The sequence below is a fragment of the Methylicorpusculum oleiharenae genome (assembly GCF_009828925.2).
Lineage (GTDB): Bacteria > Pseudomonadota > Gammaproteobacteria > Methylococcales > Methylomonadaceae > Methylicorpusculum > Methylicorpusculum oleiharenae.
The window spans coordinates 2,219,307-2,234,001 of the sequence record NZ_WUTY02000001.1; the positions used below are offsets into that span (position 1 = coordinate 2,219,307).

A 14,695-nucleotide genomic window follows, 5' to 3' on the forward strand; every position below is an offset into this window, starting at 1 on the left:
GTATTTTACATAAACACATCGTAAATAATGCCGACAGCTCCTAGACCCTGAGTGTGCGCCGGACAGACAATGGATGCTTGGCAACGGCATGGTGTTGTTGTAAGCCGACTATTTCGCAGATACCGCCTGCTCTGCGATACTCGGCGCGAAAGTGGTAGATGAATTCCAATACCGTGCTGTCGATCAAATTGGCTTCACTCAGGTCGAAAATTACCTGCCGGCCTTTGGGTAACGTACCGGTCATGCTTTTTAGCGCAATAAAGTTGGAAAATACGGCAGCACCGTGGACCAGGACATGAAAATTGCCGGGTTCTTGTTCCTCAATACGGTAAGCGGCCTGGAATATCTGAGCAAGCTTAAGACCTCGTAACCCATGCAGTGCCAGTTCACTGACAATACCGATCAATACTCCCAGCAATAGATCAGTCAGTAAAATACTGATCAGGGTGATGATAAACACCAGGAAATGACCAAAACCAATGCTTAAGGTTTTGGCAAACTCCATGGGTGAGGCGAGTCTGAAACCTGTATAAACCAACAATGCCGCCAGGGAAGCCAGCGGAATCTGTTGGATCAAATCGGAACCCAAGCTGATAAACAGCAGCAGAAATACACTATGATAAAAGTTCGCCCAGCCGCTTTGAGCGCCATAACTGATGTTTGACGAGCTACGGACAATTTCCGCAATCATCGGCAAACCGCCGACTAGGCCACAGAGCGTATTGCCCATGCCAATGGCCATCAAGTCACGGTTCAAATCGGAACAACGATGCTGGGGGTCTAACTTGTCTACCGCCGCAGCACTCAGCAATGTTTCCAAACTGCCGATCAGGGTGATGTTAAAGACGCAGAACCAAAATTTAACCGTGCCAATCAGCGCAAAATCGGGAAAATACAGCGCATCCATTGGATTGTTTGGAAGATTCAATAAAAAATCAGGTCCGATTAAAAACTCACTCTGCGCCAAAAACTGAGTCACTGCAAAGTGATAACGGTGTACCTGATCTAAATCGAAGTGATACGTCAACAGCAAACCGGAGCACAAAACCCAGAGCGGCGCCGGTAACGTTCGGCTGAATCTAAATGGAAGACGGGGCCAAAAGATCATAACGGCCAACCCGGTTAAGCCAATCATGGCAATAGGGACATTCAGATGGGATATGGCCTTCGGTATAGCTATTGCTTGTTGCAGAATAGAACCCGTTTCCGCTGGAACTCCCAGCAACACATAGCTTTGTTTAATCAGAATGATAATGCCGATGGCCGCCAGCATCCCGTGTACCACCGATGAAGGAAAAAAGGCACTGAGTTTGCCGGCACGCAATGCGCCCAGGGCAATCTGGATCAAGCCCGATAACACAATGGCAGCCAGTGTATAGGCAACACCGGCGGTAGTATTGCCTTCCCCCAAGGTAAGCACGGAATCCAATACCACCACGATTAAACCGGCCGCAGGACCGTTAATCGTGAGTTGGGTGCCACCTATACGTGACACCAAGAGTCCACCAATAATTGCGGTAATCAGGCCGCTCATAGGAGGAAATCCCGAGGCCATGGCGATACCCAGGCACAAAGGCAAAGCAATGAGAGAGACAAAAAAACCTGCACGAAGATCTGTATAGACAAGTGTTTTAGGCATGGGCGTTATACAAAATAATAAAGTTGGAAGATTGCCCAATAGACTATCTGTACGCTGTGCTTTAATCTAATAGATATTTTCTGCAATATCGTTATATTTTATATATCAATTGCCGTAATTCTGTAACCCGCTGAGTACTTTAACGATCATGGCCACCTTAAACTATCACCACCTGCGTTACTTCTGGGTTATTGCCAATGAAAATAACTTGACTCGGGCCGCAGAAAAACTGCATATCTCGCAGTCCGCGCTGAGTATTCAATTGCGTAAACTCGAAGAAAGCTTCGGGCAAAATTTATTTGAACGCGAAGGGCGACAGTTGATATTGACCGAAGCCGGTCATATTGCTTTGGACTATGCGCAAGCCATTTTCCGCGCCGGTGATGAACTTTCGAGTGTCATGCAACGCCGGGGAGCGGGTAGCCGGTGTTTATTACGTATCGGCGCAGTATCCACCCTGTCACGCAACTTTCAGTTGGATTTAATTAAACCGTTGCTGGTTATGGAAGATATTGAGTTGGTGCTGCATTCCGGCAGTCTTAAAACCTTGATGCAGCAAATGCAGGAACACACTTTGGATTTGATCTTGTCCAATCGTCCGGCACCCGATGCCCTGGACCGAAATTGGCAATGTCATTTGTTGGATGAACAGATAGCCAGCTTGGTCTGCCAAGCAAGGACGGCACCTGCCGCCTTGCATTTTCCTGACGATTTGCACCATGCCGAATTATTGGTACCCAGCATGGAAAGCGAAATTCGGACCGCTTTCGATTTTTTGCTTAATCAAGCCGGCGTTCGGCCCAAAATTATTGCCGAAGTGGACGACATGGCCATGTTAAGACTGTTGGCGCGTGAATCCGGAACACTGACACTGGTGCCGCCCGTGGTGGTGCGTGACGAATTGCTGAGCGGACATTTAGTCGAATGCGTGCAGATCGCAGAGGTCAAGGAACGCTTTTATGCAATCACCCCGGAACGTCACTTTCCCAATCCGTTATTAAAAACCCTCTTTCATAATTTTAAGCCCTCCAGTCAAGGGGAGACAGTGCCGTAGGTTCGCCGTTCCTGCCCCCCTTTTTCTGCAGGTTTACACCCTGAGCATTAAACAAAAATCATGACTGTTTTACCAATGGCTATAGACAGCAAGATGAATAGCAGGAAATGACTTATTTTCTGCAATCGGTTTTTGGCTAACCAGGATTGACGAGTGGTGTTAAAAAAAGCGAATAAAGCCTGATGAATTACAAGAAACAAATAACCCGATATAACAATTGCTATCAGCAAATAGATCCAAGCCGCTATGATCCGAGCTTCGCGAAGCTCTATGTCAAAAGTCGATTGCAGAAACGGTTCTAAAAAGAACCCTAAGATATTGATTTTTAACTGTATAATGATTTTAATTAAGGGCAGGGTCAAATCATAAAATGCCACTGCCAGTAAGACCAACACCGTTAACAACACCTTATAAGCAATTTTTTTTGTCATTACCAATACCTTTGAATTTGATAATTTAGGTTGGTTTCTGTCAGGACTGCCTTTAGTCAAGTTTGTCGTTTTTTGCATCATTAAGACACGATTGTACTGTTATTTACAATCAAGATACCCCGACAATCCGTGCGGGCGACTCCCACTATTAACGCAAACAGTGCCTAAATATTATGCACCGCCGCGGGGTTCTTACAAGAGGCGAAAATTTACACGCGTGAATGGGGCTGATCGTAGGTTGTGGTTGGCGATAGCCAACCCAACACCCCAATCCTGAAAATAGAGGTTTAGAGGATGGGTTTCCAACACAGTTTCCGCCAATCTTCGACGCTGGACAATTTCAACGCAGCCAGCGTAAAAACTTTTGCCGCCTGAAGATGCTGTTCGGCGGTTGAACTGATGCTCTCACCCAACTCAAACGATTCACCTTTTATGCTCAACAAAAAACACGGGGGCGGTAACCGTTTTGTGATCGTCCGGTAAACCTGCATGATCGCTGCAGGAGACATAATATGGGAGGTATGAGTGTATTCAGTGCTTGCTTGTTGCTCGGAAAAACTGAATGGCGTTGTGCATTCGACGGCCGCATCTATGAATAAAACCCGGTCTCTGCCTGTGATATCCAGGACATGCTCAAGCTGCAGTTGAAAATCGGTGATCAGCTCTGTAGTGCTTTCGTCAATAACGGGTTCTATTAACTCCTGCAGCAGGGGGGCCAGCGCGTCATCGCCCCGGCTCAGGTTGCCGACGGCGATAAGCAGCGTCGGTTTGATATCAGGCTGCAGCAATGTGACCGCTTGAGCTTTTAACCAGACGATCGACGATTTTCCCTTCATTATCGACAAGTTCAACGGCTAAAGGCATTTTGCCCATGGCATGGGTGGCGCATGATAAACAAGGGTCATAAGCTCGAATCGCGACTTCCAGATTATTCAATAAAGCCTCGTTAAGCTCCCGGCCATTCAGATAGGTGGCGGCAACCTGCCGGACTGATTCGTTCATCGCCGTATTATTGCTGGTCGTCGATACGATCAGGTTGGCGCGAGTGACGATATCGTTTTCATCGATTTGGTAGTGATGAAATAACGTGCCGCGCGGGGCTTCAATAACGCCTACGCCTTCAAAACGTTTTTCGCCTTGCGTGACCAGGACGGTAGACAATGTTACCGGGTCATTAAGCAATTGTTTGATGCTTTCGGCACAGTGCAAGGCCTCAATCATTCTTGCCCAATGGAAAGCCAGTGTACTGTGTACTTGCGGGCTTTCAAAATGCTGTTTGAAATCAATGCGGGCGGCTTCGGCCAGAGGCGTGCCGATAAAGTCGCAGTTGTTCACTCTGGCCAGCGGGCCGACCCGGTACCAGCCGTTTTCTTTGCCTAAGGACAGGAGATAAGGAAATTTCATATACGTCCACGATTTAACCTGTTCGTGAATGTAGTCGTTGTACTTGCAATAATCGACATGGTCGAAAATAACCGCACCATTCGTATCTTTGGCTCTGAGTCCGCCGTGATAAAGCTCAAGAGCACCGTCAGTCTGTATCAGTCCCATGTAATGACTGGGTATACTGGCAAACTCATCGTAGAAAGACCGGTTGCTGCAATGCAACTGCTTAACCAGAGCGACTGCGCTTGAAGTCCAGGCGATGATCTGGTCGATGTCGGTTAATAAATAGTCACGATCGGTTGTGCTGAGCGGCTTATTCATTCCACCCGGGATGGCCGCAGTGCCGTGCACACGTTTTCCGGATACCACCCGTATCACTTCCTGTCCGTATTTACGCAGTTTGACGCCTTGTAATGCGATGTCGGGATGCGCGCCTATCACGCCAATGATATTGCGTTTAGCGATATCGCTGTCGAAACCGAACAACAAATCAGGACTGGCCAGATGAAAAAAGTGCAGGGCATGAGATTGTAAAACCTGGCCGAAATGCAGCAGTTTGCGAAGGTGGGTTGCCGCGATCGGCAGGTTTTCCGGATCGACGCCCACCAGTTGATCAATGGCTTTGCCCGCCGCCAAGTGATGGCTGACCGGGCAAATGCCGCACAATCGTTGGACCAGCACCGGGAGTTCCCAATAGGGGCGGCCTTGTATGAAGCGTTCGAAGCCCCGGAATTCGACGATATGAAGTCTGGCTTGTTTGACCTGATCATTTTCATCCAGCAACAAAGTGACTTTGCCGTGGCCTTCTACCCGCGAAACCGGATCGATGACGACGCGTTTCAGTTTGTCAGGATTCTCAGCGGTTTCTAAATGTTCGTACATGACGGATCTCAGTGGTCTATTCGGTGAAGGAACACAGGGCGATTAACTGCTGCATCAATCATAACGAAGCAGTTCATAAGTCAGCGAGGGTTCCTGTCCTGCTAATAAATCGGTTAAGAATTTCCAGAATACATCGGCTGAGGGCGGGCAGCCGGGTAAAAAATAATCAATTTTGACAATTTCATGGATTGGCCTGACTTTGTCCAGCAGTAAAGGCAGTTCCGGGTCATTGGGAATCTGGGGATTCTCAATACCAATACCCGTCATATAGGCTTCATTCAGGCAGTCTTCCAGCGGCACAAAATTGCGCATGGCCGGCAAGCCGCCATTAATCGCGCAAGCACCGACGGCAACCAGGATTTTGCAATGCTCTCTGAATTCACGCAAGACATGAACATTTTCAGAATTACAGACGCCGCCTTCTATCAGCCCAATGTCGCAGGGCCCGCAATGTTCTATATCGGTAAGCGGAGAGCGGTCAAATTCCACATGTTGAATCAGTTCCAAAAGGCGCTCATCGATATCCAGGAAGGACATATGGCAGCCAAAACAGCCTGCCAGCGAAGTGGTTGCGATACGGATTTTATCGGTCATGGTGCGCTGCTATCCTGTTCCATACTGACTTCGGAGATGGAATGATGATCGTATTGTCTGTCTCCGATCGGCACCTGATACGCGGTGTGTTTGATCAGAATGGCTCCGGTTGGGCAGATATGTGTGGCGCGGTCATTTACCGTCAATTCACTGTCGTGCAATTGGCCGGAATCTGAATTGATAATCAGACGTTTGTTGATGCCGCGTCCGCTGATGGCAAATACGTCTTTGCCGTCCTCTTCCTGGCTGGCCCTTACGCACAAAGCGCAGAATATACAACGGTTGAAATCAATCAGTATGTCCGGGTGCGAGGCATCTATTTCACGATGGGGAAATTGATGATTAAAGTGGTCGTCCGTCATTTTAAGATGATAGGCGACACCCTGAAGCTGGCAGTTACCGGATTTTTCGCAGGAAGGGCAAAAATGATTGCCTTCTACAAATAGCATTTGCGTGATTCTTTGCCGGTCTGTGTTCTGTTCCTCTGATTCGCTGATAACGGTTTGTCCCTCCATCGCTGGAAAAGTGCAGGCCGTACAAATTTTGCCGTTAACATTCACATTGCAGAGTTTACAGCTGCCATAGGGCGTGAAGTCCGGGTGATAACACAGATGCGGAATGTAGTGGCCTGCTGCAATCGCGGCTTCCATGATGGTTTGGCCGTCTTCGAACGGAATGGCGAGCCCATCCAGCATGAACGTTTGGGTCATGTCAGTCTCCTGATTGAGATAGATGCGCTTCGCTATCGTCTCGATGCGCTATTTTACGGGCTGCTTGCAAGGCTTCATCCAGATTAAAGCCGGGTCCGAAATGAGGAAATTTGATTTTGCTCTGGTAAATTGCAGGATAGCGGGCCAGGGTGTTGAGCATGGGATTAGCCGCAGTTTGGCCGAGACCGCAATGACTGTTGGTTTTCAGCAGATGTCCCAATTCCTGAAGCGCTACAATATCGCCGACCGAGCCATAACCGTCATAAAGTTTGTCGATTTGCTCACTCAATAAAATTGTGCCGACCCGGCAAGGTGTGCAAAAACCGCAGCTTTCATCTGCAAAAAAATGCGTAAAATTCCTGACGATTTCAAGAATATCGCGCTGCCTGTTAAAAATGATAAATGAGCCACCTGAAGGTAAATCCTCGAAAGCCAGCCGCCGATGAAACTCCCGGTTCGAAATAAAAGTACCTGATGGGCCGCCGACCTGAACACCCAGTACATCTTCAGCCAGGCAGTCTTCAAGAATGGCTGAGATAGGCGTGCCGAAAGGGACTTCATAAATGCCGGGTTGCGGCGTATCGCCGCTGATGCTGAGAATTTTGGTGCCGCTGGATTGTTCTGTGCCTTGCGCAGCAAACCAATTTCCGCCCTGAATCGCAATGTGGGCGGCGGCAATAAAAGTTTCGACGTTATCCACAATAGTTGGTTTGTTGAGATAGCCTTCGGTGACCGGATAGGGCGGGCGATTTCGGGCTATGCCGCTACGACCTTCAAGCGACTCGATCAATGCCGACTCTTCGCCGCAAATATAAGATCCCGCGCCCAGGCAAATTTCAATATCAAACGACCAGCCTTTGCCAAGGATATTGTCTCCCAGCAAACCGTTTCGACGTCTTTCCGCAAGTTTTGCCTGCAAAGGCTCAAACAGATGCAGGTACTCGCCTCGTAAATACAAAAAACCTTGTTGCGATTTGATCAACAGGCTGGCCAGTGTCATGCCTTCGATCAGCCAATCGGCGTAACGGTTCAGCAGCACGCGGTCTTTAAACGTGCCGGGTTCGCCCTCATCCGCGTTACAGACAACAAAACGCTCCTGTTCAGGTTCGCTGGCGCACAACCGCCATTTAAGCGCAGTTTTAAAACCCGCGCCGCCCCGGCCTCTAAGTTTCGATTGATCAATTTCATTTAAAGTGGCATTCAACCCCCTGGCATCCGCCGCCAAGAGGCTTTCTCCGGGTTCTAAGCGGCTGTTTAACAGCAAGCCTGTTTTCCAGATCAGATCGTCAACCTGAAAGATAGTCTCAGGCCACTCGGCTAAAGGCAATTCCTGTTCAATCAGCTTTGCAATCAAATCGATTTTAGGCCGGTCAAGACGCGGCACCGCGTAACCGTTAATCAAAGCCGCAGGTCCCTGGTCGCACATGCCGGTGCACGCAGTATTATCCAGGCTGACGCGACCGTCTTTGCGAACCTGGCCAATGCCTACCTGACACTGATGGGAAAAGTAATTCATCAGGTTTTGCTTGTCCTGCATGTGATCCGTGATGGAGTCACTGAACAAAATGTCATATTGTCCGCGCGGCGTTGAATGAAAAAAACTGTAAAAATCAACCACACTGATGATATGCGAAACCGGCAGGCCCAATAACCGGGACAATAAAGTGATGGCTTCTTTCGGGATATGGAAATACGTTGCCTGAATAGCCCGCAGGATGGCCAAGAGACGCGTTTTGCGGTAACCGTTTGCTTCAAGCAGTTGGACTATAAAGTCGTTCATGGCATCTTTGCGGATTGATGAGACTGATTTAAGTTAAATTCAAAACAGTTTCTACTGCAAGCTTTATTTTGATAACTTAGAAAAGGGATTTATTCGAAACTTGGTATCTGCACTTTCCTTCCATTTTATTGGGTATAGGTGCTTGATTTCAAAGGACGCATGAAAACATTCCTGTTGCAGATGCCTTTTCAATCAAGCACCCGCACCTTCTATTTCAAGCGGGCGAGTAGTGACGAAAGTCAGACTCTTCGATTGTTGGGTTAGGCTCTCCGAGCTAACCCAACCTACCCGGTGTATCAGCTTTGTTTTGTTAGTTATGCTTTTGTGGATCAATAAAACGTGCTGGATATTTGGGCTGTCTATCAGGGTTTAAGGTCCTATTTTTACCAGCCAGCCGTCTTCAAAAATACATTTTTCGGTTTTACCTCTGAGTTTTACGCTGAGGCGTGCGGCCGTATTTTTAAGTTCAGGCGGTAATTTACCGTGGACCAGATAGAAGGTGTCTTTAAATTCGGTGGTAATTTCTATCGGTATCTTTTTTACCGTGACTTCAAGATGTTCCGGGTCATCAACGCCGAAAGCCATAAAAGAAATTTCGGAACCGGGCGGCACGACGGTAAGCGGCGGCGGGATCAGTTTGTTTTTTTGCAGCTTGAGTTTTTGACAGGCCGCACCACTTCCGCCGCTTCCTGAATGCATGCTGTGGTCGGTCTGTGCCGTGGCGATTTCATGGGTCATAACCAGGCATAAGGCAATAAGAAATGGTGCTTTTTTCATGTTCCAACCTTCTTGTTTTATTTATAGTTATTGATGTCAGGGTTGCATGATCAAGCGTAAAACATCGATATTTTCAAACAGTGAGGTTTTGTTTGGCTTGTTCACTGTTGAGCATAGGAGACGCTTTTGAATCAGCAGGGCTTGCGATCCGATTGTACTAATAATTTCTGAAGCAGCAAAATAGAATGAGTCTTTTGCAGCAATTCCCAGTTTGATGATAAAAAAGGGTAGCGGTAAGCTTTGCGGGGATGTCGGCAGCAGGGACGCTGCCGTCAAGCCCCCACGGATGGGTCTACGGCGTTTCTCGGAAGGCTTACCCCTGCACTCAAAGCCATATTAAAAGTTCAAACCGGGGATTGCAGGAGTCTTTTGCCAGGTTATTCGCCGACTAGTTAAACGGAGCGATTGACCAGTAAATTGACCAGTATTGCTTCATAAAGGTGACTTAACGTGTCGAGTTGGTCGATTTCGATGTGTTCGTTGATTTTATGGATCGTTTCATTTCTGGGCCCAAGTTCTATAACTTGTGCGCCTGTCGGAGCAACAAACCGTCCGTCTGATGTTCCACCGCCGGTATCGTCCGAGGGCTCTGTACCGATGATTTGGTTGATGGCTGCGTGTGCAGCGGCGATTAGTTCGCCTTGGGCCGTCAGAAACGGATTGCCGGATAATCGCCATTGCAGATCATAGTCAAAATCGTATTTGTCCAGAATGGCCTGGGTGCGTTCCTTGATGATCATTTCATTCACTTCAGTACAAAAGCGTAAATTGAACTGAATTTCCAAATGGCCGGGAATGATATTTTCAGAACCTGTACCGCCGTTGATGTTGGAAACTTGCAGGCTGGTGGGCGGAAAAAAAGCGTTACCGTGGTCCCATACTTCCTCAGTCAGATCTTTTAATGCTGGGGCAAAGGCATGAATGGGATTGCTCGCCTTTTCAGGATAGGCAACATGGCCTTGAATGCCTTTGACAGTAAGTCTGGCGCACAGTGAGCCGCGTCTGCCGACGCGAACGACATCGCCTGTCGTTTTGTCGCTGGAAGGTTCGCCGACCAGGCACCAGTCAATGGCTATGCCGCGTTGCTGCAGCACTTCCATCACTTTGACGACGCCATTGGTGGCAGGTCCTTCTTCATCGCTGGTTAACAGCAGTGCAATGGATCCCTGATGATCGGCATGCGTTGCAATAAAGCGTTCCAGTGCGGTGATGAACGCGGCTATGCCGCCTTTCATGTCCGCCGTGCCTCTTCCGAAAAGTTTGCCGTCTTTTAAGGTGGGCTCAAAAGGCGGAGTTTGCCACTGGTCCAGAGGTCCGGGGGGGACAACATCGGTGTGGCCCAAAAAGACAAACAGCGGTTTGGCTTCGCCTCTTCTAAGCCAGATATTTTGGGTGTCGTCAAAATCCATGCGTTCGGCTTTAAAGCCGGAATTGGCGAGTCTTTCAGCGATGATATCCATGCAACCGGCATCATCCGGTGTTACGGAAGGGCATTTAATCAGGGCTTTAAGCAGTTCTAACGTGTCGTTCATACGAGAATTCAGCGCAGTAATTTATCATAATTTGCGGTGGAAAAACCGACCATCAAGCCGGTGTCTGACTGTAAAACTGGCCGTTTAATCAAGGTGGGTGTTTCCAGCATTAAACTAACCGCTTTGGTCTGGGACAGATCGGATTTCTGTTCGCCGCTTAATTGCCGCCAGCTGGTACTGCGCTGGTTTAACAGCGTTTCCCATGAGGCTTGTTCCACAAACTCTTCCAGCATCGCCACGGTCAAACCGTCTGTTCTGAAGTCATGAAACTGATAGGTAATGCCATGTTGATCCAGCCATTTGCGGGCTTTTTTGACTGTGTCGCACTGTTGGATGCCGTAGAGTTTGATCATGTAAATCGCTTAAAGCTCGGAGTTCAGTAATTCTTCGATACTGGGTAATGATTTATCTTTTTTCAGGCGATTTTTATAAAGGTCAATAAATTCCATAAAGGATTGTTCAAGATCGGCCAGGATGCCTTCCTCGTTTTCGAGATCTTCCTTTTCAATTTCTTCAGATGATTCCAGAAATTCTTTTTGTAATGCAATTTCGCTGTTCAAAGAAAGAATGGCATAAATGATGGCGTTGCTGGTGAGATTTTCAGTCATGATAAAGTCTGTGGTAGGTTAAAAAATCGGTTTGGCGAGACTTGAGGTTCGAAGAGCGGTGCCGGATACTCCGGCTCAATGCGGTTCGGGTCAGGCTTATTTAATTCGTTGAGTCTGGTTTTTAAAAAATAACGGTATTGCCGTTACACCCATCGTAGATCGAAATTCGGCACCGGGGTGCCCGTCAAAGGACGCCATAAATACATCCCTGTAGGCTCTATGCCAGCATCCATGCTGGCAAAGCCTTTGCCGAACACCCCGTTGCCTCCTTAGGCACTGCCGAAATTTGAAGTGCGAAAGGTATATTTCCAGAGTGAAGGGCAGGCCGGTTTCTCCGGCCTGCCGGCTGTTTTAATCGCGCAATAATTCGTTGATGCCGGTTTTGCTGCGGGTTTTTTCATCCACTTGCTTGATGATCACCGCGCAATAAAGACTGTACTTTCCGTCCGAGGATGGCAAGTTGCCAGGAACTACAACAGAACCTGCCGGAACGCGTCCGTAGATGATTTCGCCAGTGAGACGGTTATATATCTTAGTGCTTTGGCCAATGTAAACACCCATTGAGATGACTGAACCTTCTTCGACGACGACGCCTTCAACAATTTCAGAGCGTGCGCCTATGAAGCAGTTGTCTTCTATGATGGTAGGTCCTGCCTGTAATGGCTCGAGCACTCCGCCGATCCCTACACCGCCGGATAAATGGACGTTTTTGCCGATTTGCGCGCAGGATCCGACGGTTACCCAGGTATCAACCATTGTTCCGCTGTCTACATAAGCACCGATGTTGACATATGAAGGCATCAGCACGGCGCCGGGGGCAATGTAGGAACCATGGCGGGCATTGGCGTTGGGTACAACACGCACACCGGCTTTCGCGAAGTCATCCGGAGTATAGGTTGCGAATTTGGTTTCAACTTTGTCGTAATAACGATTGACGCCGCCATCCATGACACGGTTCTCGTTGACTCTGAAAGACAGCAGTACCGCTTTTTTAAGCCATTGGTGAACCACCCATTCGCCGTCGATTTTCTCGGCGACGCGCGCTTTACCGCAGTCTAGCCGATTGATCGTGTCTTTAATCGCTTCGCGCAGTTCTGGATAAACGCTAGCAGGAGTGATTTCGGCACGGTTTTCAAAAGCGGTGTTTATTATATTTTCTAATTCAGTCATGTGTATCAAAGGGTCAGTGAGTTAACAAAGTGTTTAATTCTGTTGGCAGCGTCAACGCATTCATCCAACGGGGCTACCAAGGCAATGCGCACATGGTGGCTGCCCGGATTGATGCCGTTAAATTCGCGGGATAAAAAAGTGCCCGGCAAGACAGTGACGTTTTGTGTCTTATAAAGCAACTGGGCAAAATCAGTGTCAGGAATAGGCGTTTTCAACCAGACATAAAATCCTGCCGGCGGCCGAATGGCCGGTGTTACCGTGTTGAGAATATCGATGACGGCATCGAACTTTTTCCGGTAAAGCTGCCGGTTTTCCCGTACATGGCTTTCGTCCTGCCACGCTGCAATACTGGCATGCTGGGCCGGTAAGGACATGGCGCAGCCGTGATAGGTGCGATATTGAAAATACTGCTTCAGTATTTCCGGATCTCCTGCAACAAATCCCGATCTTAATCCCGGCGCATTGGAACGCTTGGACAAGCTGTGAAAAACCACGCAGCGTTTGAATGCGGTATTGCCTATCGCGAGAGCGGTTTCCAGCAAGCCGACTGGGGGCTTGTTCTCGTCGTCATAAAGTTCTGTGTAACATTCATCCGATGCAATGATGAAGTCGTATTCTTCAGCCAGCGCCATCAACTTGATCAAATCTTGTTGACCAATTAACTGTCCGGTCGGATTTCCCGGTGAGCAGATGTAGATGAGCGCACAACGTTGCCAAACGGTTTCCGGGACAGCTTCAAAGTCCGGGATATAGCCTGTCGTTTCGGTGGTGTTGAGAAAATAAGGTTCCGCCCCCGCCAGAAGGGCCGCGCCTTCGTAAATTTGATAAAACGGATTGGGCATCAGCACCAATGCTTTGCTGGCCGGATTGATGACGCATTGCGCAAAGGAGAACAAGGCTTCCCGGGTGCCGTTGACAGGCAAAATATGTGTGTCCGGGTTGATGACATCCAGCGGGATTTTGAATCGCCGGCTGAGCCATTGTGCAATGGAATGCCTGAGTTCCGGTATGCCTTTAGTCGTAGGATAATTGGCCAGTCCGTGTAAATGCGTCAATAAAGCATGTTGTAGGCAATCCGGAGTCGCATGAGCCGGTTCGCCTATTGACAAGGTAATCGGACGCAGGTTGGCAGGCGGCGTAATACCTTGCTTAAGCTGAGCCAGCTTTTCAAACGGGTAAGGATGTAAAGACGCTAAATGCGGATTCATTTATTTGGCGCAGCGCGGTTGTTTGCCCATGGCGATCGCTTGTTGACGATATTGCAGCGCTTGCGGCATGCGATTTTGTAGTTCCTCTATTCGGGTGCCGTGTGCAGGGTGAGTTGAAAGAAATTCAGCCGGGCCCTGTCCGCCGCCCGCTTGGGACATTTTTTGCCATAGCAGTATACTTTGCTGCGGGTCGAATCCTGCTTTTGCCATTAAATCCAGGCCGATAACATCGGCTTCACTTTCATGAAGGCGGCTGTAAGGTAAAATAATCCCCAGTTCCGCGCCCGCACCCAGTAAACCTATTGCGGTTTGGCCAAGCGCGCTTTGCGGCGCGGCTATCGCTTGCACAACTGCCATGCCTTGATTGACCGCAAATTCCTGGGACATTCTTTCGTTGCTGTGTTTCGCCAGAACGTGTCCGATTTCATGACCAATGACCGTCGCCAGTTGATCCTGATTGTCTACCAGGTCTATCAGGCCGGTATGGACACCGATTTTGTTGCCCGGTAATGCAAAGGCATTCTGAGAACTGTCCTCAAAAACCACGATTTCCCATTGGCCGCCGACCAGAGGGAGTATTGCTTGTGCTACGCATGAAGCAAATTGATGATGCCGGCTGTTTTGACTGATGGGCTTTTGTTTTTTTAATGATTCAAATGCTTGCAGGCCCATCTGGTTGACTTGAGCTTCCGGCATAAATGTAAACTGAGTTCTGCCGGTTGGGCTGGTTGCACAGGCACTAACGAGTAATACCGATAGCAACGTTAAAATTGATTTCTTACTCATAAAAGGCCGCCATAGATCAGAAAAGTTATGCTATTTTAACTGAACTTGGATCCGCCGGGTTAAAAATATGGGCGTTCGGAAGAGTTCGCGCTTTGCTGGTTGAGACATGGCTGTATTGTTCAGTGTAAAATATTTTTA

The 14,695-nt window shown here is 48.5% G+C and carries 15 protein-coding genes; 1 reads left to right on the top strand and 14 read right to left on the bottom strand.

The genetic code is table 11. The features are described 5' to 3' along the window. Positions 1 to 40: 40 nt before the first annotated feature. Positions 41 to 1,639 (bottom strand): SulP family inorganic anion transporter, encoded by a 1,599-nt coding sequence (locus tag GO003_RS10195; RefSeq protein WP_231088931.1) that lies wholly within the window; start codon positions 1,637 to 1,639, stop codon positions 41 to 43. 148 nt (positions 1,640 to 1,787) lie between these two features. Here GO003_RS10195 and GO003_RS10200 point away from each other — a divergent pair, with 148 nt between their 5' ends. Continuing rightward, positions 1,788 to 2,693 carry a LysR family transcriptional regulator gene (locus GO003_RS10200; RefSeq protein ID WP_159657051.1) on the top strand — a complete coding sequence of 302 codons (906 nt, stop codon included), beginning with the start codon at positions 1,788 to 1,790 and terminating at the stop codon, positions 2,691 to 2,693. A gap of 47 nt (positions 2,694 to 2,740) precedes the next feature. On the opposite strand, the gene GO003_RS10205 is transcribed toward GO003_RS10200, so the two are convergent. The 13 genes from GO003_RS10205 to GO003_RS10265 all read right to left on the bottom strand — a co-directional run bounded on the left by GO003_RS10205 (position 2,741) and on the right by GO003_RS10265 (position 14,557). Then, complete coding sequence (locus GO003_RS10205) at positions 2,741 to 3,124, bottom strand: hypothetical protein (protein WP_159657053.1); 384 nt, start codon at positions 3,122 to 3,124, stop codon at positions 2,741 to 2,743. A 287-nt stretch (positions 3,125 to 3,411) separates the two neighbouring features. After that, positions 3,412 to 3,960 carry a hydrogenase maturation protease gene (locus GO003_RS10210; protein ID WP_231088932.1) on the bottom strand — a complete coding sequence of 183 codons (549 nt, stop codon included), beginning with the start codon at positions 3,958 to 3,960 and terminating at the stop codon, positions 3,412 to 3,414. Continuing rightward, the gene (locus GO003_RS10215; RefSeq protein ID WP_159657055.1) at positions 3,899 to 5,392 is read right to left on the bottom strand and encodes a Ni/Fe hydrogenase subunit alpha; all 1,494 of its coding nucleotides are present in this window, start codon (positions 5,390 to 5,392) and stop codon (positions 3,899 to 3,901) included. The genes GO003_RS10210 and GO003_RS10215 overlap by 62 nt, the downstream gene beginning before the upstream one ends. A 54-nt stretch (positions 5,393 to 5,446) precedes the next feature. Continuing rightward, positions 5,447 to 5,986 (bottom strand): NADH-quinone oxidoreductase subunit B family protein, encoded by a 540-nt coding sequence (locus GO003_RS10220; RefSeq protein ID WP_159657057.1) that lies wholly within the window; start codon positions 5,984 to 5,986, stop codon positions 5,447 to 5,449. After that, on the bottom strand, positions 5,983 to 6,696 hold the full coding sequence (locus tag GO003_RS10225; RefSeq protein WP_159657059.1) for a 2Fe-2S iron-sulfur cluster-binding protein: 714 nt from the start codon (positions 6,694 to 6,696) through the stop codon (positions 5,983 to 5,985). The genes GO003_RS10220 and GO003_RS10225 overlap by 4 nt, the downstream gene beginning before the upstream one ends. A 1-nt stretch (position 6,697) precedes the next feature. After that, the gene (locus tag GO003_RS10230) at positions 6,698 to 8,476 is read right to left on the bottom strand and encodes an NAD(P)H-dependent oxidoreductase subunit E (protein WP_159657061.1); all 1,779 of its coding nucleotides are present in this window, start codon (positions 8,474 to 8,476) and stop codon (positions 6,698 to 6,700) included. A 369-nt stretch (positions 8,477 to 8,845) separates the two neighbouring features. Continuing rightward, on the bottom strand, positions 8,846 to 9,253 hold the full coding sequence (locus GO003_RS10235) for a hypothetical protein (protein WP_159657063.1): 408 nt from the start codon (positions 9,251 to 9,253) through the stop codon (positions 8,846 to 8,848). A gap of 392 nt (positions 9,254 to 9,645) precedes the next feature. Then, entirely contained in the window at positions 9,646 to 10,785 is a 1,140-nt protein-coding gene (gene dapE, locus GO003_RS10240; RefSeq protein WP_159657065.1) for a succinyl-diaminopimelate desuccinylase, read from the bottom strand. Positions 10,786 to 10,793: 8 nt separating this feature from the next. Next, positions 10,794 to 11,138, bottom strand: a complete 345-nt coding sequence (locus GO003_RS10245) for an ArsC family reductase (protein WP_159657068.1) — start codon at positions 11,136 to 11,138, stop codon at positions 10,794 to 10,796. 9 nt (positions 11,139 to 11,147) lie between these two features. After that, entirely contained in the window at positions 11,148 to 11,393 is a 246-nt protein-coding gene (locus tag GO003_RS10250; RefSeq protein ID WP_159657070.1) for a hypothetical protein, read from the bottom strand. A 351-nt stretch (positions 11,394 to 11,744) separates the two neighbouring features. Further along, positions 11,745 to 12,563: a 2,3,4,5-tetrahydropyridine-2,6-dicarboxylate N-succinyltransferase gene (gene dapD, locus GO003_RS10255; RefSeq protein ID WP_159657072.1), complete on the bottom strand. Its 819-nt coding sequence runs from the start codon at positions 12,561 to 12,563 to the stop codon at positions 11,745 to 11,747. A gap of 5 nt (positions 12,564 to 12,568) precedes the next feature. Continuing rightward, complete coding sequence (gene dapC, locus GO003_RS10260) at positions 12,569 to 13,771, bottom strand: succinyldiaminopimelate transaminase (protein WP_159657074.1); 1,203 nt, start codon at positions 13,769 to 13,771, stop codon at positions 12,569 to 12,571. Next, on the bottom strand, positions 13,772 to 14,557 hold the full coding sequence (locus GO003_RS10265; protein WP_159657076.1) for a M48 family metallopeptidase: 786 nt from the start codon (positions 14,555 to 14,557) through the stop codon (positions 13,772 to 13,774). Between the last annotated feature and the right edge of the window lie 138 nt (positions 14,558 to 14,695).

What these genes read in the sequence shown, in the direction of transcription:
- GO003_RS10245 (WP_159657068.1), bottom strand. Translation starts at nt 11,138, where the DNA reads ATGATCAAACTCTACGGCATCCAACAGTGCGACACAGTCAAAAAAGCC.
- dapD (WP_159657072.1), bottom strand. Translation starts at nt 12,563, where the DNA reads ATGACTGAATTAGAAAATATAATAAACACCGCTTTTGAAAACCGTGCC.
- GO003_RS10265 (WP_159657076.1), bottom strand. Translation starts at nt 14,557, where the DNA reads ATGAGTAAGAAATCAATTTTAACGTTGCTATCGGTATTACTCGTTAGT.
- GO003_RS10200 (WP_159657051.1), top strand. Translation starts at nt 1,788, where the DNA reads ATGGCCACCTTAAACTATCACCACCTGCGTTACTTCTGGGTTATTGCC.
- GO003_RS10215 (WP_159657055.1), bottom strand. Translation starts at nt 5,392, where the DNA reads ATGTACGAACATTTAGAAACCGCTGAGAATCCTGACAAACTGAAACGC.
- dapE (WP_159657065.1), bottom strand. Translation starts at nt 10,785, where the DNA reads ATGAACGACACGTTAGAACTGCTTAAAGCCCTGATTAAATGCCCTTCC.
- GO003_RS10225 (WP_159657059.1), bottom strand. Translation starts at nt 6,696, where the DNA reads ATGACCCAAACGTTCATGCTGGATGGGCTCGCCATTCCGTTCGAAGAC.
- GO003_RS10235 (WP_159657063.1), bottom strand. Translation starts at nt 9,253, where the DNA reads ATGAAAAAAGCACCATTTCTTATTGCCTTATGCCTGGTTATGACCCAT.
- GO003_RS10205 (WP_159657053.1), bottom strand. Translation starts at nt 3,124, where the DNA reads ATGACAAAAAAAATTGCTTATAAGGTGTTGTTAACGGTGTTGGTCTTA.
- GO003_RS10220 (WP_159657057.1), bottom strand. Translation starts at nt 5,986, where the DNA reads ATGACCGATAAAATCCGTATCGCAACCACTTCGCTGGCAGGCTGTTTT.
- GO003_RS10195 (WP_231088931.1), bottom strand. Translation starts at nt 1,639, where the DNA reads ATGCCTAAAACACTTGTCTATACAGATCTTCGTGCAGGTTTTTTTGTC.
- dapC (WP_159657074.1), bottom strand. Translation starts at nt 13,771, where the DNA reads ATGAATCCGCATTTAGCGTCTTTACATCCTTACCCGTTTGAAAAGCTG.
- GO003_RS10250 (WP_159657070.1), bottom strand. Translation starts at nt 11,393, where the DNA reads ATGACTGAAAATCTCACCAGCAACGCCATCATTTATGCCATTCTTTCT.
- GO003_RS10230 (WP_159657061.1), bottom strand. Translation starts at nt 8,476, where the DNA reads ATGAACGACTTTATAGTCCAACTGCTTGAAGCAAACGGTTACCGCAAA.
- GO003_RS10210 (WP_231088932.1), bottom strand. Translation starts at nt 3,960, where the DNA reads ATGAAGGGAAAATCGTCGATCGTCTGGTTAAAAGCTCAAGCGGTCACA.